The organism is Pseudomonas sp. PME37.24/006, from assembly GCF_055556635.1.
On sequence record NZ_JBVHNL010000002.1, the window covers coordinates 254,476 to 276,412 of the forward strand.

20 protein-coding genes are annotated in these 21,937 nt (G+C 60.6%); 9 read left to right on the forward strand and 11 right to left on the reverse strand.

The window, feature by feature from the left end; genetic code table 11:
* On the forward strand, positions 1–1,659 hold the full coding sequence (locus ACZ3GY_RS06660; protein ID WP_225832172.1) for a FimL-related protein: 1,659 nt from the start codon (positions 1–3) through the stop codon (positions 1,657–1,659).
* Entirely contained in the window at positions 1,659–2,489 is an 831-nt protein-coding gene (gene nudC / locus ACZ3GY_RS06665) for an NAD(+) diphosphatase (protein WP_225832174.1), read from the forward strand. The genes ACZ3GY_RS06660 and nudC overlap by 1 nt, the downstream gene beginning before the upstream one ends.
* Here the strand turns inward: nudC and ACZ3GY_RS06670 are convergent.
* Positions 2,457–3,242, reverse strand: coding sequence for a TSUP family transporter (locus ACZ3GY_RS06670; protein WP_465909405.1), 786 nt, complete (start codon positions 3,240–3,242; stop codon positions 2,457–2,459). The two genes, nudC and ACZ3GY_RS06670, sit on opposite strands and share 33 nt — an antisense overlap.
* Positions 3,243–3,340: 98 nt before the next feature.
* Between ACZ3GY_RS06670 and ACZ3GY_RS06675 the strand changes: the two genes are divergently transcribed.
* Positions 3,341–3,988, forward strand: coding sequence for a hypothetical protein (locus tag ACZ3GY_RS06675; protein ID WP_465909406.1), 648 nt, complete (start codon positions 3,341–3,343; stop codon positions 3,986–3,988).
* 11 nt (positions 3,989–3,999) lie between these two features.
* On the opposite strand, the gene ACZ3GY_RS06680 is transcribed toward ACZ3GY_RS06675, so the two are convergent.
* The 4 genes from ACZ3GY_RS06680 to ACZ3GY_RS06695 all read right to left on the reverse strand — a co-directional run bounded on the left by ACZ3GY_RS06680 (position 4,000) and on the right by ACZ3GY_RS06695 (position 7,116).
* Entirely contained in the window at positions 4,000–4,767 is a 768-nt protein-coding gene (locus ACZ3GY_RS06680) for an SDR family oxidoreductase (protein ID WP_225832179.1), read from the reverse strand.
* A 24-nt stretch (positions 4,768–4,791) separates the two neighbouring features.
* Complete coding sequence (locus tag ACZ3GY_RS06685; RefSeq protein ID WP_465909407.1) at positions 4,792–5,859, reverse strand: phosphotransferase family protein; 1,068 nt, start codon at positions 5,857–5,859, stop codon at positions 4,792–4,794.
* 189 nt (positions 5,860–6,048) lie between these two features.
* The gene (locus ACZ3GY_RS06690) at positions 6,049–6,360 is read right to left on the reverse strand and encodes an SCP2 sterol-binding domain-containing protein (RefSeq protein WP_463564945.1); all 312 of its coding nucleotides are present in this window, start codon (positions 6,358–6,360) and stop codon (positions 6,049–6,051) included.
* Between the two features lie 57 nt (positions 6,361–6,417).
* Positions 6,418–7,116, reverse strand: a complete 699-nt coding sequence (locus ACZ3GY_RS06695) for a histidine phosphatase family protein (RefSeq protein ID WP_463564944.1) — start codon at positions 7,114–7,116, stop codon at positions 6,418–6,420.
* Between the two features lie 209 nt (positions 7,117–7,325).
* Here ACZ3GY_RS06695 and sohB point away from each other — a divergent pair, with 209 nt between their 5' ends.
* The gene (gene sohB, locus ACZ3GY_RS06700) at positions 7,326–8,345 is read left to right on the forward strand and encodes a protease SohB (protein ID WP_042552598.1); all 1,020 of its coding nucleotides are present in this window, start codon (positions 7,326–7,328) and stop codon (positions 8,343–8,345) included.
* A gap of 36 nt (positions 8,346–8,381) precedes the next feature.
* The gene (locus ACZ3GY_RS06705) at positions 8,382–9,374 is read left to right on the forward strand and encodes a YhdH/YhfP family quinone oxidoreductase (RefSeq protein ID WP_463564943.1); all 993 of its coding nucleotides are present in this window, start codon (positions 8,382–8,384) and stop codon (positions 9,372–9,374) included.
* A gap of 144 nt (positions 9,375–9,518) precedes the next feature.
* Here ACZ3GY_RS06705 and ACZ3GY_RS06710 read toward each other — a convergent pair whose 3' ends face one another.
* The gene (locus ACZ3GY_RS06710; RefSeq protein WP_465909408.1) at positions 9,519–11,897 is read right to left on the reverse strand and encodes a catalase; all 2,379 of its coding nucleotides are present in this window, start codon (positions 11,895–11,897) and stop codon (positions 9,519–9,521) included.
* Positions 11,898–12,139: 242 nt separating this feature from the next.
* Between ACZ3GY_RS06710 and ACZ3GY_RS06715 the strand changes: the two genes are divergently transcribed.
* Complete coding sequence (locus ACZ3GY_RS06715; RefSeq protein ID WP_465909409.1) at positions 12,140–12,358, forward strand: AbrB/MazE/SpoVT family DNA-binding domain-containing protein; 219 nt, start codon at positions 12,140–12,142, stop codon at positions 12,356–12,358.
* A 52-nt stretch (positions 12,359–12,410) separates the two neighbouring features.
* Here the strand turns inward: ACZ3GY_RS06715 and ACZ3GY_RS06720 are convergent, their stop codons facing one another.
* Both ACZ3GY_RS06720 and ACZ3GY_RS06725 read right to left on the reverse strand, forming a co-directional pair.
* Positions 12,411–12,908: a DUF934 domain-containing protein gene (locus tag ACZ3GY_RS06720; RefSeq protein ID WP_042552602.1), complete on the reverse strand. Its 498-nt coding sequence runs from the start codon at positions 12,906–12,908 to the stop codon at positions 12,411–12,413.
* Positions 12,892–14,550, reverse strand: a complete 1,659-nt coding sequence (locus ACZ3GY_RS06725; protein WP_465909410.1) for a nitrite/sulfite reductase — start codon at positions 14,548–14,550, stop codon at positions 12,892–12,894. The genes ACZ3GY_RS06720 and ACZ3GY_RS06725 overlap by 17 nt, the downstream gene beginning before the upstream one ends.
* A 661-nt stretch (positions 14,551–15,211) precedes the next feature.
* Between ACZ3GY_RS06725 and ACZ3GY_RS06730 the strand changes: the two genes are divergently transcribed.
* The 3 genes from ACZ3GY_RS06730 (at position 15,212) to ACZ3GY_RS06740 (ending at position 17,331) form a co-directional block, all read left to right on the forward strand.
* Complete coding sequence (locus ACZ3GY_RS06730) at positions 15,212–16,138, forward strand: ZIP family metal transporter (RefSeq protein ID WP_465909411.1); 927 nt, start codon at positions 15,212–15,214, stop codon at positions 16,136–16,138.
* A 75-nt stretch (positions 16,139–16,213) separates the two neighbouring features.
* Positions 16,214–16,990: a substrate-binding periplasmic protein gene (locus ACZ3GY_RS06735; protein WP_465909413.1), complete on the forward strand. Its 777-nt coding sequence runs from the start codon at positions 16,214–16,216 to the stop codon at positions 16,988–16,990.
* 38 nt (positions 16,991–17,028) lie between these two features.
* The gene (locus tag ACZ3GY_RS06740) at positions 17,029–17,331 is read left to right on the forward strand and encodes a DUF1883 domain-containing protein (protein ID WP_225832191.1); all 303 of its coding nucleotides are present in this window, start codon (positions 17,029–17,031) and stop codon (positions 17,329–17,331) included.
* A gap of 103 nt (positions 17,332–17,434) precedes the next feature.
* On the opposite strand, the gene ACZ3GY_RS06745 is transcribed toward ACZ3GY_RS06740, so the two are convergent.
* From ACZ3GY_RS06745 to metH, 3 genes are read right to left on the reverse strand one after another with little or no spacing between them, the layout of a single operon-like run.
* Positions 17,435–17,854 carry a hypothetical protein gene (locus tag ACZ3GY_RS06745; protein WP_465909414.1) on the reverse strand — a complete coding sequence of 140 codons (420 nt, stop codon included), beginning with the start codon at positions 17,852–17,854 and terminating at the stop codon, positions 17,435–17,437.
* A 27-nt stretch (positions 17,855–17,881) separates the two neighbouring features.
* Complete coding sequence (locus ACZ3GY_RS06750; protein WP_463564935.1) at positions 17,882–18,193, reverse strand: DUF5629 family protein; 312 nt, start codon at positions 18,191–18,193, stop codon at positions 17,882–17,884.
* The gene (gene metH / locus ACZ3GY_RS06755; protein WP_465909415.1) at positions 18,190–21,906 is read right to left on the reverse strand and encodes a methionine synthase; all 3,717 of its coding nucleotides are present in this window, start codon (positions 21,904–21,906) and stop codon (positions 18,190–18,192) included. Before metH ends, ACZ3GY_RS06750 begins: the two co-directional genes overlap by 4 nt.
* Between the last annotated feature and the right edge of the window lie 31 nt (positions 21,907–21,937).

A 21,937-nucleotide genomic window follows, 5' to 3' on the forward strand; every position in this document is an offset into this window, starting at 1 on the left:
ATGGTTTCTGGAGCATCGTCACTGGGGCTGGTTCGCAACGAACTGTTCGCCACGATCGAAGAGGCCGAAGCGAGCCTCGAACAGTTCATCGTCGAGCGCAATAACGGCAGCTTGCTGCAGCAGGCCGTGGACAATCTGCAACAGGTGCGCGGTACGCTCAATCTGATCGAACTCACCGGTGCCGAGCTGCTCGCCCAGGAAGTGCTCGACCAGGCGACTGACATTCCCGCCGGTGTGGGCTCCGAACGCGACGCCCAGTTGGCGGCGCTGAGCAATGCCCTGCATGTACTGCGTCGATATCTCGAAGGCCTGGACGCGCATCGTCAGGAAATGCCCGAACTGCTGCTGCCGGCGATCAATGATCTGCGCCAGGCCTGCAAGCAGCCACCACTACCGGAAAGCTTTTTCTTCAGCGTACGCCTCGACCAGGCCCGGCCGCGCATGGTGCCACCGGCCTTGGATGCCGCCGCCAAGGAAAGCGAAGGCCGCCGTTTACGACAGATGTACCAGGTGGGTTTGCTCGGTTTCATCCGCGAGCAAAATCCTGCCGCCAGCATGAAGTTGATGGGGCGTGCGATGAGCCGCTTGGACGGGTTGTTCGCCAACGAGCCGCGCGGTCGCCTGTGTTGGTTGAGTGCGGCAGCCCTCGAAGCGCAGAACGATGGCCAGCTGTTGCCGCGCAAATCGCGCAAGCAGCTGTTCTCGCGGATCGACCGCGAATTACGACAGATGCTCGTCAACGGTGCCTACGAACCGCCGCGCAGCCTGCTCAAGGAATTGCTGTATCTGGTCGCGCTGTCCGGTGGTCGAGGTGCGCTGGCAGGTGAGGTGCGCGAGTTGTTTGGCATCACGCCGTTGCCGTTCACCGATCACCTGCTGGAAGAGGAGTATCAGCGACTCTCCGGGCCCGGACAGGCGGTGATGCGTTCGCTCAGCTCGGCCATTCGTGAAGAGCTGGCCAGCGTCAAGGATTTGCTCGATCTGATCGAACGCGGCACTTTGCAGGAGGAGGGTTTGACCAACCTGCATGCATTGCTGGGCAAACTGAGCAAGACGCTGGCCATGGTCGGTCTCAGTTCTGCGGGCAATTCACTGTCAAACCAATTGCCGACGGTTAATGGCTGGTGTGAGGGCGCCCCAGCAGAGCCAGAACAATTAGTCGTTCTGGCTGACGTCGTGCTCTATGTCGAAGGCATGGTAGCAACGCTCGAGCGTGGTGAGCGGGTGAGCGTGCCACGCCCGGAACCCGAGATTTGTACCTTCGCCCAGCATCAGCTTTTCGAAGCACGGATCGTCGTCTTGGATGAAGCGCGTGCGGGCTTGGCGCTGGCCAAACGCGCGATCACCGCCTACCTCGAGGCGTCTGGTGACCGCATGCACCTGGCCAACGTGCCATTCAGCTTACAGGCGGTTCGTGGCGGCTTGTGGTTTCTTGGCCAGGAACGTGCGGCGGCGTTGGTCGGCGCCTGTGCGGACTACATCCAGACACAGATGCTCGATGCTGAGCAGATGCCAGCCGATGCGCGCCTGGAAGTGCTCGCCGATGCGCTGAGCAGCCTTGAATATTACCTGGAAGCCGATAACGGTTTGGCACAGCCGAGCGTGCTGGATCTGGCCGCGGAGAGCGTGCGCGCCCTGGGTCAAGAGGTGGCGGCCTGATGACCCCGAGCTGGTTGCCCGAGCTGCTGGATTGTGGGCAACCTGGAGGCTGGGTGCTGGCTCACCACCGACAGCATTTTCTGGCCGATACCAATGGCCTGCTGTTTCCCCGTGACTGGTTGAAGAAGCAGGGTCTGCCGGTAATCGCCGAGCATGGCCTCGGGCATTTTCGCGGCGATCCACTCTACCTGCTGGAGCTGGAGCACAAGGCCGAGCTGCCGGGGTGCAGCTGGCAGGGCCTGCGTCAGGTCATGCTCGAAGGTGATGCCGAACTGTTCCAGATGCTTGGCTACGCCGCGCAGATCGGCACCTGGGCCAGTGATAATCGCTTCTGTGGCGGCTGTGCCACTGCCATGGAGCCTGTAATAGGCGAGCGTGCGATGCATTGCCCACGCTGCCTCCTGCGCCAGTACCCACGCTTGTCGCCGAGCATGATCGTGTTGGTCACCCGTGGTGATGAGGTGCTGCTGGCTCGTTCACCGCGCTTCGTCATCGGCGTGTACAGCACCCTGGCCGGTTTCGTCGAGCCTGGCGAGTCGGTGGAGCAGTGCGTCGCGCGGGAAGTGCGCGAAGAGGTGGGCGTGGAAGTCTGTGATATCGAGTATCAAGGCAGCCAGAACTGGCCGTTTCCGCACTCGCTGATGCTAGGCTTCCATGCCCATTATGCCGGTGGTGAGATCGTCAGGCAGGAAGCGGAGATCGAAGACGCGCAGTGGTTTTCGGTACATGAGCTACCGCCATTGCCGGCGTCCCGATCCATCGCTCGTTACCTGATCGACCTGTATGTGGCGCGCCGCTTAGGCCGCGCCGAACCAGTGCTGCCAGACTAGCCGCGTAGTCAGGCCCAGAACCACCAGAATGAACACCGGGCGGATGAACTTCGAGCCGCCGCCAATCGCTGTGCGCGCGCCGAGAAAGGCGCCGCCCATCAGCGAAAAGCCCATGCACAGCCCCACCAACCAAGCCACCTGACCCGCCGCGATGAACACCACCAGTGCGCAGGCATTACTGATGAAGTTCATCGAGCGTGCCACGCCACTGGCGCGCACCAGATCGAGCGGATACATCAGTAGCGTGCTGACCGTCCAGAAAGCGCCGGTACCGGGACCAGCCACGCCGTCGTAGAAACCCAAGGTCAGGCTCTGCGGCCACTGGCGTTTTTTGGCGATCGGCAGGTCGGCATCCAGCGGTGCGCTGGGCGTCTTGCCGAACAGCAGATAGATGCCGCAGGCGAATACCACCACCGGCAGCATCTTGTTGATCCACTCCGCGGGTATCCAGTGCACCAGTACGGCACCGGCAATGGCGCCGATGGCTGTGCCGATCATCGCGTTGTACCACTTGGCCGGGGTGAACAACTTGCGCCTATAGAAGGCGTAGCCCGCGGTACCCGAGCCAAAGGTTGCGCAGAGTTTGCTGGTGCCCAGCACCAGGTGCGGCGGCATGCCGGTGGTGAGCAGGGCGGGAATGGTCAGCAGCCCGCCACCCCCGGCAATGGCGTCGATAAACCCGGCGATGAAGGCAACCAGGGCGAGCAGTAGCAACGTCGTGGGATCGACGGCCATTTCGAACGGGAAGGACATAAAAGGCGACCTGTATCCGATTGTGCGGTGTCAGCGCTATTCGCATGCGAATGCGCTGCGCATAATGCCGACATTTTCACGCACAAGGAATTGATTCCATGCAGTACAACGGTCTTGCCTGGGCAACAGCCCTACTGGCGCTGCTGGTGGTCTTCGTCGCAGTTCGTATCCTGTTTGGCGGGCGTTGGTTTCTGGCCTGGCTGCGCGGCACCTGCGGCCTGATCTTTCTGGCTGTCGCGGTGCTGGTCGGGCTGGTGGCCTATGACCTCAGTCGTTACGACCCCTGGCCGGCGGACAAGCCGCTGCTGACTCTGAGCTTCCATCGCGCGGGTAACGTTTATCAGGTCGATATCACCGAGGGCGGTGCCCAGCGCAGCGTCAACCTTGAAGGCGACCTGTGGCAACTGGATGCGCGCCTGCTGCAATGGAAGGGCTTGGCCGCCTTGATTGGATTGGAGCCGGGCTATCGGTTGGAGAAGCTCAACAGCCGCTTCCTGGCCATCGAGCAACAGAGCCAGGCTCGCTACACCCAGGTGGAACTGACCCAAAGCCTTTATGGCGTCGACCTGTGGCGCTGGCTGCGTGTGGGGCAGCACGACCTGTTCATGTTCGATGCCCAGGCCCGCCGCGTGACCTATCTACCGATGGCCGACGGGGCGGTGTTCAACATCAGCCTGACGCCTACCGGGTTGCTGGCCCAGCCGATGAACCAGGCCGCCCACCAAGCGCTGCAGGACTGGCAGTAAGGCATCCAGCTTCAGGACAGGAAGCCACCGTCGACATTCAGCGACACGCCGGTGGTGTAACTCGACGCGTCACTGGCCAGGTAGAGCACCGCGCCGGCCATTTCGCTCGGGTCGGCCACGCGCTTGAGCGGAATGCGCTGCAGGGCGAAGTTGAGGATCGCTTCGTTCTTGGTCAGCGCCGAGGCGAAGCGGGTATCGGTGAGGCCCGGGAGCAGGGCATTGCAACGGATGCCAAACTGCGCGCACTCCTTGGCGAACACCTTGGTCATGCTGATCACTGCGGCCTTGGTCACCGAGTAGATGCCCTGGAACTCACCCGGCGATACGCCGTTTATCGACGCCACGTTGATGATGCTGCCGCCGCCACCTTCCTTCATCAGCTTGCCGCCTTCGATGGACATGAAGTAATAGCCGCGGATATTCACGTCGACGGTCTTCTGGAAGGCGCCGAGATCGGTATCCAACACGTTGCAGAACTGCGGGTTGGTGGCGGCGTTGTTGACCAGAATGTCGAGGCGGCCGAAGCGCTCGCGAATTTGTGCGAATACCGCCTGGATCTGCTCCATTTCGCCAATGTGACAAGCCATCGCCACCGCCTTGCCACCTTTGGCAATGATGGCATCCGCCACCGTCTGACAGTCGTCCAGCTTGCGGCTGGCGACGATCACCTGGGCGCCTTGCTGGGCCAGCAGATGGGCGATCGCTTCACCGATCCCGCGGCTGGCACCGGATACGAAGGCAATCTTGCCATCGAGGTCGAACAACTGGGTCTTGGACATATGAGCCTCTCGTAATGGGTGACGTCAAAGTGACGAGCGAGCGATGACCCCAAGGGCCATATGTTCCAGCAATGCGTTCATCTGCACGAAGGAGGCGAAACGCTTGTCGGCGGTCTGACCGTGGTAGTAGCGGTAATAGATCTGCTGGACGATTCCGGCGAGGCGGAACAGGCCGTAGATGTAATAGAAGTCGAAGCGCTCGATCTCGATGCCGGAGCGTTGCGCGTAGTAGTCGACGAAGGCCTGGCGAGTCAGCATGCCGGGGGCATTGCTCGGCTGGCGGCGCATCATCTGCACGGCAGGTGGATCATCCGCCTCGATCCAGTAGGCCAGGGTGTTGCCCAGATCCATCAGCGGGTCGCCCAGGGTGGTGAGCTCCCAGTCGAGCACGCCGATGATGCGCATGGGATCCTGCGGATCGAGGATCACATTGTCGAAGCGGTAGTCGTTGTGCACGATTGCCGGTTGCGGGTGGTCGGCCGGCATCTTCTCCTGCAGCCAGTTCCTGACCTCTCGCCAGAGCGGGGCGTCGGGTGTGCGGGCGTTATCGTAGCGCTCGCTCCAGCCACTGATCTGCCGCACCACATAGCCGTCCGGCCTGCCAAGATCGGCCAGGCCGCAGGCGGCGTAATCGACCTGATGGAGTTCCACCAGGCGATCGATGAAGCTCTTGCACAGCGAGGTGGTCTGCGCAGGCGTGAACCCCAGCTCGGCAGGCAGATCGGCACGCAGGATGATGCCCTCGACGCGCTCCATCACGTAGAACTCTGCGCCGATGACAGCCTGGTCGGTGCAGTGCACGAAGGCCTGCGGGCAATAGGGGAAGGCGTCGCGCAACTGGTTGAGGATGCGGAATTCGCGGCCCATGTCATGGGCGGACTTCGCCTTGCTGCCAAACGGCGGGCGACGCAGCACCAACTCCTGATCGGCATAGCACAGCAGGTAGGTGAGGTTCGAGGCCCCGCCCGGAAACTGGCTGATCTGCGGCTCGCCGCTCAGGCCGGCGACATGAGCCTTGAGGTAGGCATCGATGGCCGTGGCGTCGAGTTCCTCGCCCTGGCGGATGGCGCTGGATCGGTCGGTGAGTGTCATCCCTATCCCTTTTAGTTGTCGTTGGCGGTGATGATCTGGCCAATCTAATCAGCCCAAGGCAGCGCCACAAGCACATCATCCGCTTATCTATATGGCTGTTGGCAGCGGATCAAGGCCGCTGATACGCCGCCGGCAGGCGAAAAAAAACCGGAATCACAAGACTCCGGTTTTGGCTGTCGAACGCTGGTCTCAGACCGGGAACAGTTCGCTCAGCTTGAGGGCCAGCATCATGTCGCCTTCGGCGCGCAGCTTGCCAGCCATGAATGCTTGCATGCCGTCGGTTTCACCGGTGGTGATGCCCTTGAAGGTCTCCTTGTCCATGATCAGGGTGACGCTGGCATCCGGGCTGTCGCCCTGTTTGACGTCGCAGGTGCCGTCCTTGACGATCAGGTAGTGGTTATCGGCATCTTCGATATTGAACTGGAAGACCAGATCCAGGCCTTCGGCGGCGCTGGGGTTGAACTTGGCCTGCATGGTTTGGACGATGTCTGCGACGCTCATGGTGGTTTCCTTTGTTTTCGGGTTGTTCTGCACCCTCACGGGTACGTTGACCGAGGCTCAGCGATAGGTGATGAGCGACGGTGTATTCAACAGCTGCAGATGGGCGAGGCTGTTGAACGAAGCCAGGGTCACCCGCTCGCCCTGAAACTTCAGGCAGCTTAGCGAGGTGTTGACGATTTGCCAGTTCATTGCGAAGGCGCTGGCGACCGGCATACCGGTCAGCAGGTGCAGCAACGCGGTGATGGTGCCGCCGGAGGTGAATACGGCGACTTTCTCTCTGGATGTTGCACTGCCGAGCAGGCGCTGCAAGCCGTCGTCAACCTGGTCGACAAAAGCCTGCCAGCTCTGCAGCCCCGGGACGTCGTAATCGCCGCCTATCCAGGTTTCCAGCAGACGCACGAACAAACGCTGAAACTCGGCGCGGTTGTGCGCCGCATTACGCATTATTTCGATGGCTTTCGGTTCTTCGGGCAACAGCGCCGGGAGCAGGGCGCGGATAACGCCTTCGGCGTCGAACTCGTTGAATGCCGGGTCAGTTTCCAGCGCAGGGGCCTGCTCCAGTTGTTCGAGTACCAGGCGGCCGGTATGGGCCTGACGCAACAGGCTGCCGCTGATCGCCCGATCGAGGCGTAGCCCGCCTTGCGCCAGGTGGCTGCCAAGCAGGCTGGACTGCTGCTCGCCCAAGGGCGATAGAACGTCGTAATCCTCTGCACCGAACGAAGCCTGGCCATGTCGAATCAGGTAGATGCTGCCCACGTCCGCTGTAACCCGGGAATCTTGAATGTTTGCCGAGGGTAGGAGGGTGGCCGGAGGCTGTCAACGAAAATTCATACGTTTGTTTGAATTCCTGTGTCGTGCATCCGCTGAAAGCCATGAACCTGTCTGGCCGTGCCCAGGTGGCGCCGGTATGCTTGGGCAACGCAAGGCCTCTGCGAGAGGCCATCGATTGGATATAGGGGAAGTGTGTGGAGTTTCTTGCTGATTACGCGGGGTTTCTGGCCAAGACAGTCACGCTGGTGGTGGCTTTCATCGTCGTACTGGTCGCCCTGGTTGCGGTGCGTAGCCGCGGCCGTCGTGGCGGCGGCCAACTGCAGGTGGTCAAACTCAACGATTTCTACAAGGCACTGCGTCAGCGCCTGGAGCAGTCGATCCTGGACAAGGATCAACTCAAGGCCCTGAGCAAAGAGGAAGCCAAGTCGGCCAAGCTGGCCAAGAAGAAGCCGCAGCAGAAGTCCCGGGTTTACGTGCTGGATTTCGATGGCGACATCAAGGCCTCGGCGACCGATGGCCTGCGTCATGAAATCACCGCACTGCTGAGCCTGGCCACGCCTCAGGATGAGGTCGTGCTGCGTCTGGAAAGTGGCGGCGGCATGGTGCACAGCTATGGGCTGGCCTCCTCGCAACTGGCGCGTATTCGCCAAGCCGGCGTGCCGCTAACGGTGTGTATCGACAAGGTCGCGGCCAGCGGCGGCTATATGATGGCCTGCATCGGCGAGAAGATCATTTCCGCGCCGTTCGCCATCCTCGGTTCCATCGGCGTGGTCGCCCAACTGCCGAACGTCAATCGCCTGCTGAAGAAGCACGATATCGACTTCGAGGTGCTGACCGCCGGCGAGTACAAACGCACCCTCACGGTGTTCGGCGAAAACACCGAAAAGGGCCGGGAGAAGTTTCAGGAAGACCTGGAAACCACCCACGAGCTGTTCAAGAATTTCGTGGCCCGCTATCGCCCGCAGCTCGAGATCGACGAAATTGCCACCGGCGAAGTCTGGCTGGGCATGGCTGCACTGGAGAAACAGCTGGTCGATGAGCTGAAAACCAGTGACGAGTATCTGGCCGAGCGTGCCCGCGACGCCGATCTGTTCCAACTGCACTTCGTGCAGAAAAAATCCCTGCAGGAGCGTGTCGGCCTGGCGGCCAGTGTGGCGCTGGATCGCTTCGCACTGACCTGGCTTGGCCGTCTCGGCCAGCAACGCTTCTGGTAACCAGCACCTTCCGCCAAGGCGGATGAGGAGGTTCGGATGACGAGTTTTTTCGCTCTACAGGCAGCCCCTGACGTAGGTGGCACGTTCACTCAGCAAGTGGTCGAACGCGATGTCATCGACTTGCCTGCGGGCGAGCTGCTGATCCGCGTTCAGTATTCTTCTCTCAACTTCAAGGATGCGCTGTCGGCCAGTGGGCAGCGGGGTGTAAGCCGTCACTACCCGCATACCCCTGGCATCGATGCCGCTGGCGTGGTGGAACATTCCAGCGCGGCCGAATTCAACGAGGGCGACGAGGTGATCGTCACCGGCTACGACCTCGGCATGAATACCGCTGGCGGTTTTGGCCAATACATCCGTATTCCGGCCGGCTGGGCGATCAAGCGGCCCCAGGGCCTGTCGCTGCGTGAGGCAATGATTCTCGGTACCGCAGGCCTGACGGCAGCTCTGTGCGTCGACAAGCTAGAGCGTGCCGGGCTAGCCCCGGATGACGGTTCGGTGCTGGTGACTGGCGCCACAGGTGGTGTTGGCAGCATCACGGTGATGTTACTGAGCAAGCTGGGCTATCAGGTAACGGCGGCGACCGGCAAGGCGCAGGAAAGCGAACTGTTGACCCGCCTCGGTGCCACGCAGGTGATCCCGCGTCTCGAACTGCAGGCCGGTGCCGATCGGCCACTGCTGCGTGAGCAGTGGAGCGGTGCGGTGGATACGGTGGGGGGCGACATCCTTTTCAACGTGCTCAAGGCCACCCAATACGGCGGCAGTGTCGCCTGCTGCGGTTTGACGGCCGGGGTCGAATTCCAGGCCAGCGTGCTGCCGTTCATCCTGCGTGGCGTGAATCTGCTGGGTGTCGACTCAGTCGAGCTGCCGCTGGTGGTCAAGGCGTCGATGTGGGACAAGCTGTCGCTGCAGTGGAAGCTGCCGAACCTCGATGATCTGGTCAACGAAGTGGGGTTGGCGCAGTTGCCGGAGGCGATCGAGCGAATTCTGCACGGTGGTCAGGTCGGGCGGGTATTGGTCAGGCTGGATTGACGTCGCCGGCTGGCTCAACGAAACGCCCGGTGCTTGCGCCGGGCGTTTTCATTTCAGCTGCCACCACGGCCTGTCTCTCATCGATCCATACCGTTGATCAGGCGAAAAAAGCCCGGCGGGTGCCGGGCTCAGATGTTGCGGGTATCAGACTTGCGGTGGATTGGTCTCGCGCGATGGATGGCGATGCTGGGCAATGCCGGCGATCAGTTGATCGATGAGCGCCTGATCCGCACTGCTGCCGTCGTAGACCCCCGCAGGGGCGGCCTGCAGTGGCACATCGGCCTTCTCCAGCAACTGCGTGCCGGCACCGATGGCGAGAATGCTCTTGCCGTGGCGGAAGCTGTCACGCACGAACTCCAGCGCACGCCCATCGGCCTGCAGCGTGTTGCTGGCATCCTGACCGTCAGGTACCACCAGCGCATCGAAGAGTGGCGCTGGCTGGTTTTCCAGCGAGCAGTCGGCTTCGATCACGCTGCCATCGGCGGCGGTGAACGGGCCGACCCGTGGACCAACCAAGCGCACCACCGCACCTTCGGCCTGCAAAGCGCTAGACACCGCTTGCAGCGAAGTGGCATCGACACCAGCAGCCAGCAGAATCGCCACCTGACGGGTGCGAATGCCGCCATCGCCTGGTCGTGCCAGCAGCGACAGGGCAGGAGAGTCATCGATTTCGGCCGCTATGGGCTGCGGATTGGCCTTTGGCAGCGGCTCCGGCAATGGCATGCCGAGACCATCGGCGACGCCCTGGGCCAGCGTTTCCGAGATATTGCGCAGCATCGCCAGGGTGCGATTACGGATGCCGGGCACTGTCACCTTGCTCAATTCGAACCGCAGCGCATCGATGATGTGCTGCTGCTCATGGGCTGCCTGGCTATTGAAGAACAGGGTGGCCTGGTTGTAGTGCTCGGCGAACTTCTCCGGCTTGCCACGCACTTCGTCGCCATGAACCGGCTCGGGGAAGGGGACGAAACCCATCTCGCCGTTCTGGAATGGGCAGCCACCAGCCAGGGAGTTCGGCTCGTAGGCGACCCGACCACGGTGGATGGTCTGGCGATGCATTCCGTCGCGCTGATTGTTGTGAACCGGTACCACCGGGGCGTTGATCGGCAACTCCTGGAAGTTGGCACCACCCAGGCGCGTGATCTGGGTATCCACGTAGGAGTGGATGCGCCCGGCCAGCAGCGGGTCGTTGCTGAAGTCGATACCCGGCACCACATGAGCGGTACAGAAGGCCACCTGCTCGGTTTCGGCGAAGAAGTTGTCCGGATTGCGGTTGAGCACCATGCGCCCGATCGGGCGCACCGGTACCAGTTCTTCGGGAATCAGCTTGGTCGAGTCGAGAATGTCGAAGCTGAAGGATTCCGCCTCGGCCTCGGAGATCACTTGTACACCCAGCTCCCATTCCGGGTACTCGCCGGCCTCGATGGCTTCCCACAGATCACGGCGGTGGAAGTCCGGGTCGGCACCGGAAATCTTCACGGCCTCGTCCCACACGTGGGAGTGGGTGCCCAGCTTCGGGCTCCAGTGGAATTTGACGAAGTTCGATTCCCCGGCTGCGGTGACGAAGCGGAAGCTGTGCACGCCAAAGCCCTGCATCATCCGGTAGCTGCGCGGGATGCCGCGATCGGACATGACCCACATGATCATGTGCGCCGACTCCGGCATCAGCGAGATGAAATCCCAGAAGGTGTCATGGGCGGAAGCCGCCTGCGGCATGCCGTGGTGGGGCTCGGGTTTGACCGCATGAACCAGATCGGGAAACTTCATGGCGTCCTGAATGAAGAACACCGGGATGTTGTTGCCCACCAGATCCCAGTTGCCTTGATCGGTATAGAACTTCACCGCGAAACCACGGGCATCGCGAGCGGTGTCCTTGGAACCACGCTCGCCGGCCACGGTGGAGAAACGCACGAAGACCGGAGTCTGCTTGCCTGCTTCGGCGAACAGCGACGCGCAGGTCAGATCCTGCAGCGAATCGTAGCTCTCGAAGTAGCCATGGGCTGCCGAACCGCGGGCGTGGACGATGCGCTCCGGAATCCGCTCATGGTCGAAATGGGTGATCTTCTCACGCAGGATGAAGTCCTTCAGCAAAGCCGGGCCACGCAGCCCTGCCTTGAGCGAGCTCTGATTGTCGGCGATGGGCACGCCGAGGTTGGTGGTCATGCCCTGGCCACCGCTGTCGGCCCTGACTCTCGGCAAGTGGCCACTGGCGGCGTTGACGCCTTGCTCGGGTGCGTCACCGGTCTTGTCGTTGGTATTGGTCTCGCTGACGGTGCTGGCACCCACACTGAAGGGGCAGCCGACCGTAGCACCCTGGCGTGGCTTGCTGGAGGCCTCGCCGTATTCGTCGGCCTTGTTGGCGTTGTGCGGCATGGCGTCGACGGTATCGCCGGTCGCGCGTTTCTGTTCGATGACGGCATTGCCGGTGCCGGCCGGCGGGGCCGCAGCAGCGGCGCTATCGCTCTTTAGATAGGCACTGTCGGCGGCAGAGGATTTCGGGGTGGAGGTTTTGCGCGAAGCCATTTGCTTTATCCTCATCAGGGTTGCCACGCATCGGTTGTGCGCAGCTGGTTGTAGACGAGGGCTATCGAGCGATTTTAGTAGTTGCTGTGGCTCGATGCCCATGACCTTGGTAGGCCTATGGGTATCGAATGACCTGATGCGGGTTAGGTTCAGGGTAAAGTCCTCAACGGTCGCAGGCCTTGTGCCACCTTAAAGAGGGTGTAACGATGCCGCCCACTCGATTCATCGATACAGGAGAAACCATGGATACGATGGCGGTTACAATCGAGGATTGGGATGGCGACGGTGCCATACGACTGCCCGATGAGGCGTTGCAGGAACTGGGCGTCGATGTGGGTGACAAGCTCTACCTTCTTGAAACCCTGGTGGGCAACCAGAAAGCCTTCATCCTCTCCAGACAGCCACAGATACCCGAGCGGATCGATGAGCTTGCCGAGCAGTTCGGCGAAGTCGACCGATAGCAGGAAGTCCGCGTGCAGAAAAAAGCCCCGCCAATTGGCGGGGCTTTTGGTTTCAGGCGCGGCGCCTGAACAGAGGCACCGGCTGGTCGCTGGAGGCTTGATACACCTCGGCGAACTCCTCGAAGGCTTTCAGCGCGTCTTCAGGATCCTTGTCTTCGCGCAGGGCGAAAGCATCGAAGCCGCAACGCTTGAGCGCCCACAGCTGGTCACGCAGCACATCGCCAATGGCGCGCAGCTCGCCCTTGAAGCCGTAGCGGGTGCGCAGCAGATAAGCGGAGGAGGAGTGGCGGCCGTCGGTGAAGGCCGGGAAGTTCAGCGCGATGAGCTGAAAGTCGTCCAGCGCGTCAACGATGGACTCGATTTCTTCCTCGGCATCCAGCCACACGCCCAAACCGCCGTCGCGGGCTTTCAGCGCGTTGCCATGCTCCAGCCAGAGCGCCAGCGGGACGATCAGGTCGTCGCAGTTGGACAACTCTTCGAAGGTGGTTTCCTTCGGCAGCAGGTGCCAGCTTTCGTCGACGATCTGGCCGTTCTTAATGATTCGCTGCATATACGCGCTCCTTGAACGGGGCGACACCGATACGGCGGAAGGTGTCGAGGAAACTCTCTTCTTCGGTACGTTGTTCGACATAGACGTTGACGATCTTGTCGATCACGTCCGGCATGTCATCCTGAGCGAAGGACGGGCCGAGAATCTGCGCCAGGCTGGCGTCACGACCGGCGCTGCCACCAAGGGAGACCTGGTAGAACTCCTGGCCCTTCTTGTCCACGCCGAGAATGCCGATGTGGCCCACGTGGTGGTGGCCGCAGGCATTCATGCAACCAGAGATGTTCAGGTCGATGTTGCCGATGTCGAACAGATAGTCGAGGTTGTCGAAACGACGCTGGATGGCTTCGGCGACCGGAATCGACTTGGCGTTGGCCAGGGAGCAGAAGTCGCCACCCGGGCAGCAGATGATGTCTGTCAGCAGGCCCACGTTCGGCGTGGCGAAGCCCTGCTCGCGCAGCTCGCCCCACAGGGTGAACAGCTGCTCCTGCTCAACGTCGGCGAGGATGATGTTCTGGTTGTGGCTGTTGCGCACTTCACCGAAGCTGTAACGGTCGGCGAGGTCGGCGATGGCTTCGAGCTGCTTGTCGGTCACGTCACCCGGCGCTACGCCAGTGGGTTTGAGCGACAGCGTCACGGCGACATAACCCGGCTTCTTGTGGGCGAAGGTGTTGCGCTCACGCCAGCGGGCAAAGCCTGGGTGCTCGGCGTCGTGGCTGACGAGGAGGGCGTCCTGATCCTGCAGCGCCTGGTAGGCCGGGTCGACGAAGTGCGCAGCGACACGCGCCACCTCTTCATCGGTCAGGGTGGTCGGGCCGTCCTTCAGGTGCGCCCACTCGGCGTTTACCCGCTCGGCGAACACTTCAGGGGTCAACGCCTTGACCAGAATCTTGATGCGTGCCTTGTACTTGTTGTCACGACGGCCATAGCGGTTGTACACACGCAGAATGGCGTCGAGGTAGGAGAGCAGGTGCTTCCACGGCAGGAATTCATTGATGAAGCTGCCAACGATTGGCGTACGGCCCAGGCCACCACCAACGGCGACGCGGAAACCCAGTTCGCCGGCTTCGTTGTTGACCGCTTCCAGGCCGATGTCATGCACTTCGATGGCCGCACGGTCACCGGCAGAGCCATTGACGGCAATTTTGAACTTGCGCGGCAGGTGGCTGAACTCGGGATGGAAGGTCGACCACTGACGGATGATTTCGCACCACGGGCGCGGATCGATCAGTTCGTCCTTGGCAACACCGGCGAACTGGTCGGTGGTGGTGTTGCGGATGCAGTTGCCGCTGGTCTGGATCGCGTGCATTTGCACGGTGGCCAGCTCGGCGAGAATCTCTGGCACGTCTTCCAGCTCTGGCCAGTTGAACTGGACGTTCTGGCGGGTGCTGATGTGGGCATAGCCTTTGTCGTAATCGCGGGCGATTTGCGCCAGCTTGCGTACCTGCGTGGACGACAGCAGGCCGTAAGGCACGGCGACGCGCAGCATGGGCGCGAAACGCTGAATGTACAGACCGTTCTGCAGGCGCAACGGACGGAATTCTTCACCGCTCAGCTCGCCACTGAGATACCGGCGGGTTTGATCGCGGAACTGCTTGACGCGGTCCTCGACGATTTGTTGGTCGTACTGGTCGTATACGTACATGGAGAATCCTGTTATCAGGCTGCTTGCCAGATCGGTGAAAGGCTACTGCGCGCAGCTGTGCGGTGTGGAAGTCAGTGTTGAAACGGTTAATCGCTCGTTTACTGACTCCGTTCCTGGCTAGCCGTCGCTCGCAACGTTCTCGATGACCTGTTACAGCAAATCTGCGCGCACGGCCGCGCACTCCAGGCGGAGCCGAGGGAAGATACCAGTTCGGGTTTATGCGCAAAAGTGAAGTTTTAATATATGAAAAGAACTTTTAGTGCTAAGCGAGCGCGCATGCATAACTGCGCTGGTCGAGACGGGTAAAGAAACCTTCAAAGTCATCATGAATGCCTCGCCAGCGCTGTGCTCTATTCAGGAACGGTTCGCAGTAGCCTGGTAAAACAAGAGCTTGAAGATCAGTTGGGGCCTGTTCTTTATCGGTACCAACCGAGATGCTAAAGGCCTTCGATTGGTTTACCCGTTACTCAGAACTGACGCTGGGCAACCCAGTGCGACTCGAAGCGCAAGCATACGCTCACCCTCATCTTCGGATAGCGTCATGACCGATGAGGTGGACGATCGGTACGTAAGGTTAAGATGAAACGCTCTGGATCATCGGGCTGTCGCAGCTATCAAGCAGGTGTTCAACGTCTTCACTCCATTCAATCAGAGGGGTTACATGCAAACGCTTCCACAGCCCACCAGTTTTCTGCAGGCTTGGCTTACCCAGGCGCGAGCATCACCCTGGGTCGCCGCTGGGCTCGGGGTCGCATTGCTGGTGGTGCTCTGGCTGCTTATAAGCAGCCTTTTCAATGTGTTCGAAGATGGTCACCCGGAGCGTATACGCTATGCCCTGTATGGTGGTGGTGCTGGGTTCGCGGCAACGGCAGTGGGGGCATTGGCAGCCCTGGTGCTTGGCACCATCAGCGTAAAGACCCAGGACAGCCTGCTCGGTTTTGCCGCCGGCATGATGCTCGCCGCTAGCTCCTTCTCGTTGATCATTCCGGGTTTGGAGGCTGCTGAAAATATCACCGGCAGCAGTATGTTGGGCGCAGCGACGGTGGTGGTGGGTTTGGCACTTGGCGTTCTGCTGATGTTGGGGCTCGACCATTTCACCCCGCATGAGCACGAGAGTACCGGGCCGCTTGGGCCGCAAAGCGAGCGACTGAGCAGGGTATGGCTGTTCGTGTTCGCCATCACCTTGCATAACCTGCCGGAAGGCATGGCTGTTGGCGTTGGTTTCGCCGGTGATGACATGAAAGTGGGTATACCCCTGGCGACCGCCATCGCCATCCAGGATATCCCCGAAGGACTTGCCGTCGCTCTGGCGCTGCGCACTACTGGTCTATCCGCGTTGCATGCGGCGCTGATTGCCGTCGCCAGCGGCCTGATGGAGCCGCTGGGCGCATTGGTTGGCGTCGGCATGTCCAGCAGCTATGCGCTCGCTTATCCCGTCGGTTTGGGTTTGGCGGCGGGCGCTATGCTGTTCGTGGTTTCTCATGAAATCATTCCGGAAACCCATCGCAACGGCCACCAAACACCGGCGACTTTAGGCCTGATGGGTGGCTTTGCTGTGATGATGTTCTTGGATACGGCATTGGGTTGATTGGCGTTTGCCTACGCCTGATGCACACTGCGGCGGGTATCGGATTGAGGTTCGCGTGTGCAAATAAGTGATCTCATGGCCTGCAGTCGTCGGGCTGGCTATGCGCTATTACTGGCCGGCGTTTTGGGCTGCGCAAGCCGCGTGCAGGCCGAGCCGCTGAATATTTATGTCGGCCAGGGGCAGATGCCGTTTGCCGACGGCGTGGCTGCGCGGGCGGGGCTGTTTGGCGATCTGATGCGTGAGCTGTGCGTGCGCACCGACCAACAATGCGTGTTTCGCAGCGTGCCTTGGCGTCGAGTCTTGAGCGACGCGAGCGATGATGAGCATGGCATCGTGCTGAATCTGGGGCGTACCGCCGAGCGTGAGGGTGATTTCGCCTGGTTGCTCGATGTGCTGCCTACTCCCTACGTGCTGGCTAGCGTCGATCATCCTTACAACAGCCTGGCTGAGGCGCTGAAGGCTGGCCCGGTAGCGGTTATGGGCGGTACGCCGAGAGCCAACGATATCAATGCCATCCGTACCTCGGGGCAACGGGTCGTCGAAGTCACTGATCCGCAGCAGGCCGCGCAACTGCTGCACAGCGGCCGCGTGGTCGCCTGGTTCGAGATCGACCTGCGTGCGCTGTATCTGTGGCGTGAGCTGGGGTACGAGGCGCCTCTGCTATTCGGCAAGCCACTCAGCCAGACACGCAGTCATATCGCTGCCAGTCTCAAGTTCGATGGCGCTGAGGCCTTGCGTCAGCGGATGAGCGATGCTTTTGTGCAAATGCGCAGCGACGGTAGCTGGCAGCGCATATTGGCGAGCTATCTGGGCTTGGAGAAGTCACAGGCTTTGCTGTCCGACGGCTGGTGAGTCATGCTATCGCCCTGAAAACACGCGTGGAGCGCCTGATGAAGTTCATACACCAGCGCGAGCACCTCAACGAAGACGATCTGGTCGTTATTGAATGCTCGCAAACCTGCAATATCCGTCTGATGAGTGATGCGAACTTTCGCAGCTTCAAGAATGGCGGTCGTCATTCCTATCATGGTGGTGCTTTCGACACGTTCCCGGCCAAAATCACCGTGCCGAGCAGTGGTTTTTGGAATATCACCATCGATACCGTGACCCAAAGGGCGATTAGCGTCACACGCAAGCCGACCCTGAAGCACTCGATCAAGATCGTACGCCGATCCGCCTCCCGGCTATCGTGATGATCGCGCCCGCCACGGGAGTGGATTAGCCGCCCGCGTGGCCTCGTACTGTCGCAAGGTCGATGTTTCGAAGCCCGTGCGTGATCCTGAAAATGTGCAGTCTTCAGATCACGCTGGTATTGAAACTCTCCTCGATGAGCAATTCCCCAGTGGCGGGCGTAAAGCTGCAAATCACTTCGAGACCCAGATAGTCAGTTTCCGCGTGGGTGGTTTGCTCCAGGCAGCGGATCTGAATCCACAACTGGTAATCGCCGTCGCCGCTGTAGCCTTCGAACGTTTGTGAGCCGATGTAGTAATGCCCCGACAGCTTGTTGCGGCAGGGAAATTGTTGCTCGTCGTTAAAGCACTGGCGCGGATCGTTGACGAACGTATTGAGCTGAGCATCAAGACTGGTGTGGATTTGCGCCAGCAGCGGCTGAAAAGCCCGCTGACTAGCCTCGCCATCGTCGCCTAGGTAGTCGATCACCTGACGTGCGTAGTCGGGTGCCCAGTGCGGCGGGTCGATGCGGGTCATCTTCAGCACGTGGGCATCTCCTTATGGGCGTGGCCGCTACTCGTCGTCGCTGCTGGCAGCGGTTGCGGAGAAACAGCGCAACTGATGGCCATCCAGAAGCCAGCTGTCGTCGGCTGCCTGATAGTCGGCTTCCATTACTGCGTTATAGCTGAACTGCCAACTTTTACGCTCGCGGCCGTCTTGTACTTCGATGTGTAGCACAGTGGCGTCGCTGGCGAATGGCTGGTCAGCTTCGGCGGCTGCATCGGCCTGGTCGAGTAGCCCATCGTCGAGTTGGAAATCAAAGGCATGTAAGCCATCGATTTCCAGCATGTCGGCAGTTTCCAGCTGGTCGAGTAGATACGTCATTCGTCATACCCCAGATTAGGTGCCAGCCAGCGCTCGCTGACGCTCAAGTCTTGCTGTTTGCGGGCGGTGTAACTGTCGATCTGATCCTTATCGACCTTGCCTACCGCGAAATACTGCGCTTGCGGGTGGGCGAAGTACCAGCCGCTGACCGAGGCCGCCGGGAACATGGCGTAGTGCTCGGTGAGGAACACGCCACTGCGCCCCGCTTGATTCTCTGTAGCGGCGGGGTCAAGCAGGTCGAACAGCGTGCCTTTTTCGGTGTGATCCGGGCAGGCCGGGTAGCCGGGGGCAGGGCGGATGCCTTTGTACTGTTCTTTGATCAGCGCCTCGTTATCCAGAGCTTCATCCTGATCGTAGCCCCAATAGGTTTTGCGCACCTGCTGATGCAGCCACTCAGCGCAGGCTTCAGCCAGGCGATCGGCCAGGGCTTTGACCATGATCGAGTTGTAGTCGTCGCCAGCGTTTTGATAGGCCTTGGCCACTTCTTCCGCGCCGATGCCAGCTGTGGTGATAAAACCGCCGACATAATCGGTCAGGCCGCTGTCTTGTGGCGCGACAAAGTCGGCCAGGGCGAAGTTCGGCTTGCCGTCCGGCTTGATAGTCTGTTGGCGCAGGTGGTGCAGTTTGGCCAGCGGCTGGCCGTCGTCGCCGTATAGCTGGATATCGTCGTCCTGCACCTGATTGGCGGGCCAGAAGCCGAATACCGCACGGGCACTGATCAGTTTTTCGTCGATCAGTTTGCGCAACATGATCTGGGCATCGTTGAACAGGTCGGTGGCGGCCTGGCCAACCACTTCGTCAGTCAGGATGCGCGGGTATTTGCCGGCCAGATCCCAAGAGATAAAGAACGGCGTCCAGTCGATGTATTCGGCCAGAACATTCAGGTCGATGTTGTCCAGCACTTTGGTGCCGGTAAACGTCGGCACGGGTGGCTGGTAAGTGCTCCAATCGAACTTGGGTTTTTTCGCCACGGCGGCGGCATAGGGCAGGCGCTCAGTGCGTGAGCTGCGGGCTGCGGTGCGCTCACGTACTTCGATGTAGTCGAGGCGGGTGCTTTCGACGAATCCGGCCTTCAATTCTTTGGACAGCAACTGAGTCGCTACGCCCACAGCACGCGAGGCGTCGGTGACATAGACCACGGCGTCGTTCTGGTATTTGGGTTCGATCTTTACTGCAGTGTGAGCTTTCGAGGTGGTGGCGCCGCCGATCATCAACGGCAAGTGGAAGCCCTGACGCTGCATTTCGCGTGCGACATGCACCATCTCATCCAGCGACGGGGTGATCAGGCCGGACAGACCGATGATGTCGCATTTTTCGGCGATGGCGGTTTGCAGAATTTTCTCCGCCGGCACCATCACGCCCATATCGACGATGTCGTAGCCGTTACAACCGAGCACCACGCCGACGATATTCTTGCCGATGTCGTGCACGTCACCTTTCACCGTGGCCATCAATATCTTTCCCTTGGCTTCCGGTTTGTCGCCTTTTTCCAGCTCGATAAACGGGATCAAGTGGGCCACCGCCTGCTTCATCACACGGGCGGATTTCACCACTTGCGGCAGGAACATCTTGCCGGCGCCGAACAGGTCGCCGACCACGTTCATCCCGGCCATCAACGGGCCTTCGATCACTTCAATCGGCCGCGCACATTGTTGGCGACATTCTTCGGTGTCTTCGACGATAAACGCGGTGATGCCTTTGACCAGCGCGTGCTTGAGCCGCTCTACCACGCTCCACGTACGCCACTCCTCGGTTTCGGCTTCCTTGACGCTGCCGTCGCCCTTGTAGTTGTCGGCGATGGCCAGCAGTGCATCGGTGCCGCCTTCATTGCGGTTGAGCACCACGTCTTCGACCGTGTCGCGCAGCAGTTTGGGAATCTCATCGTAGATTTCCAGCTGGCCGGCGTTGACGATGCCCATGGTCAGGCCGTTTTTGATCGCGTAGTAAAGGAACACCGAGTGGATCGATTCGCGTACCGGGTTGTTGCCACGGAACGAGAACGACACGTTGGACACGCCGCCAGAAGTCAGCGCGTAGGGCAACTCGTCGCGGATGTAGGCGCAGGCGTTGATGAAGTCGACCGCGTAGTTGTTGTGCTCTTCAATGCCGGTGGCGATGGCGAAGATGTTCGGGTCAAAGATGATGTCCTGCGGCGGGAAGCCGACTTCGTTGACCAGAATGTCGTAGGAGCGTTTGCAGATTTCTTTCTTGCGCGCTTCGGTATCGGCCTGGCCGGCTTCGTCAAAGGCCATCACCACCACGGCGGCGCCATAGCGCTTGCACAGCCTGGCGTGTTGCTTGAATTGTTCGACGCCTTCTTTCATGGAGATCGAGTTGACGATGCCCTTGCCCTGGATGCACTTGAGGCCGGCTTCTATCACCTCCCACTTGGAGGAGTCGATCATGATCGGCACCCGCGAAATATCAGGCTCGCCGGCGATCAGGTTGAGGAAGGTGACCATCGCCGCCTTGGAGTCGAGCATGCCCTCATCCATGTTGATGTCGATGATCTGCGCGCCGGCTTCTACCTGCTGCAGGGCGACCTCAAGGGCTTCGGTGTAGTTGTCTTCACGGATCAGGCGGGCAAACCTGGCTGAGCCGGTAATGTTGGTGCGCTCGCCGACGTTCACGAACAGCGAGTTACGATCGATGGTGAAGGGTTCCAGACCCGACAGGCGACACGCCTTGGGAATATCCGGAATGGCGCGCGGCTTGTATTTGGCCACCGCCTCGGCAATCGCCTTGATGTGCGCCGGCGTGGTGCCGCAGCAGCCGCCGACGATGTTCAAAAAGCCGCTGGCGGCAAACTCTTCGACCACCACGGCCATTTCTGCCGGGCTTTCATCGTATTCACCGAAGGCATTCGGCAGGCCGGCGTTGGGGTGCGCTGAAACGCAGGTATCCGCCTTGCTGGCCAGCTCTTCCAGGTAGGGGCGCAGTTCTTTGGCACCCAGAGCGCAGTTCAAACCGACCGAGATGGGCTTGGCGTGGCTGATGGAGTTCCAGAATGCCTCGGTGGTTTGCCCGGACAGGGTACGGCCGGAGGCGTCGGTAATAGTGCCGGAAATCATGATCGGCAACTCGAAACCCAACTGCTCGAAGACTTCCTGTACGGCGAAAATCGCCGCCTTGGCGTTGAGCGTGTCGAAGATGGTTTCGATCAGGATCATATCCGCGCCGCCTTCGATCAGGCCGCGGGTGGCTTCGATGTAGTTGGTTACCAGCTCGTCGAAGGTGACGTTACGGTAGCCAGGGTTGTTCACATCCGGCGATAGCGAGCAGGTGCGGCTGGTGGGGCCGAGTACGCCGGCGACGAAGCGCGGCTTGTCCGGGGTTTCCAGGGTTTTGGCATCGGCGACGCGGCGCGCCACTCGAGCGCCTTCAACGTTCAATTCATACACCAGGTTTTCCATGCCGTAATCGGCCTGGGATACCTGTGTGGCGTTGAAGGTATTGGTCTCCAGGATGTCGGCGCCGGCATCGAGGTAGGCCTTTTCGATGGCGGCGATGACATCCGGGCGCGAAAGCAGGAGCAGGTCGTTGTTGCCTTTGACGTCCTGTGGCCAGTCGGCGAAACGCTCACCACGGTAGTCTTCTTCCTCCAGCTTGTAGCTCTGGATCATGGTGCCCATGCCGCCGTCGAGAATCAGGATTCGATCCTTGAGTGCTTGCTGAAGTGCTTGGAGGCGGGCGCTACGATCTGACAGGGGCATGGAAAAGACTCTGAACGGGAGGCGACGACAA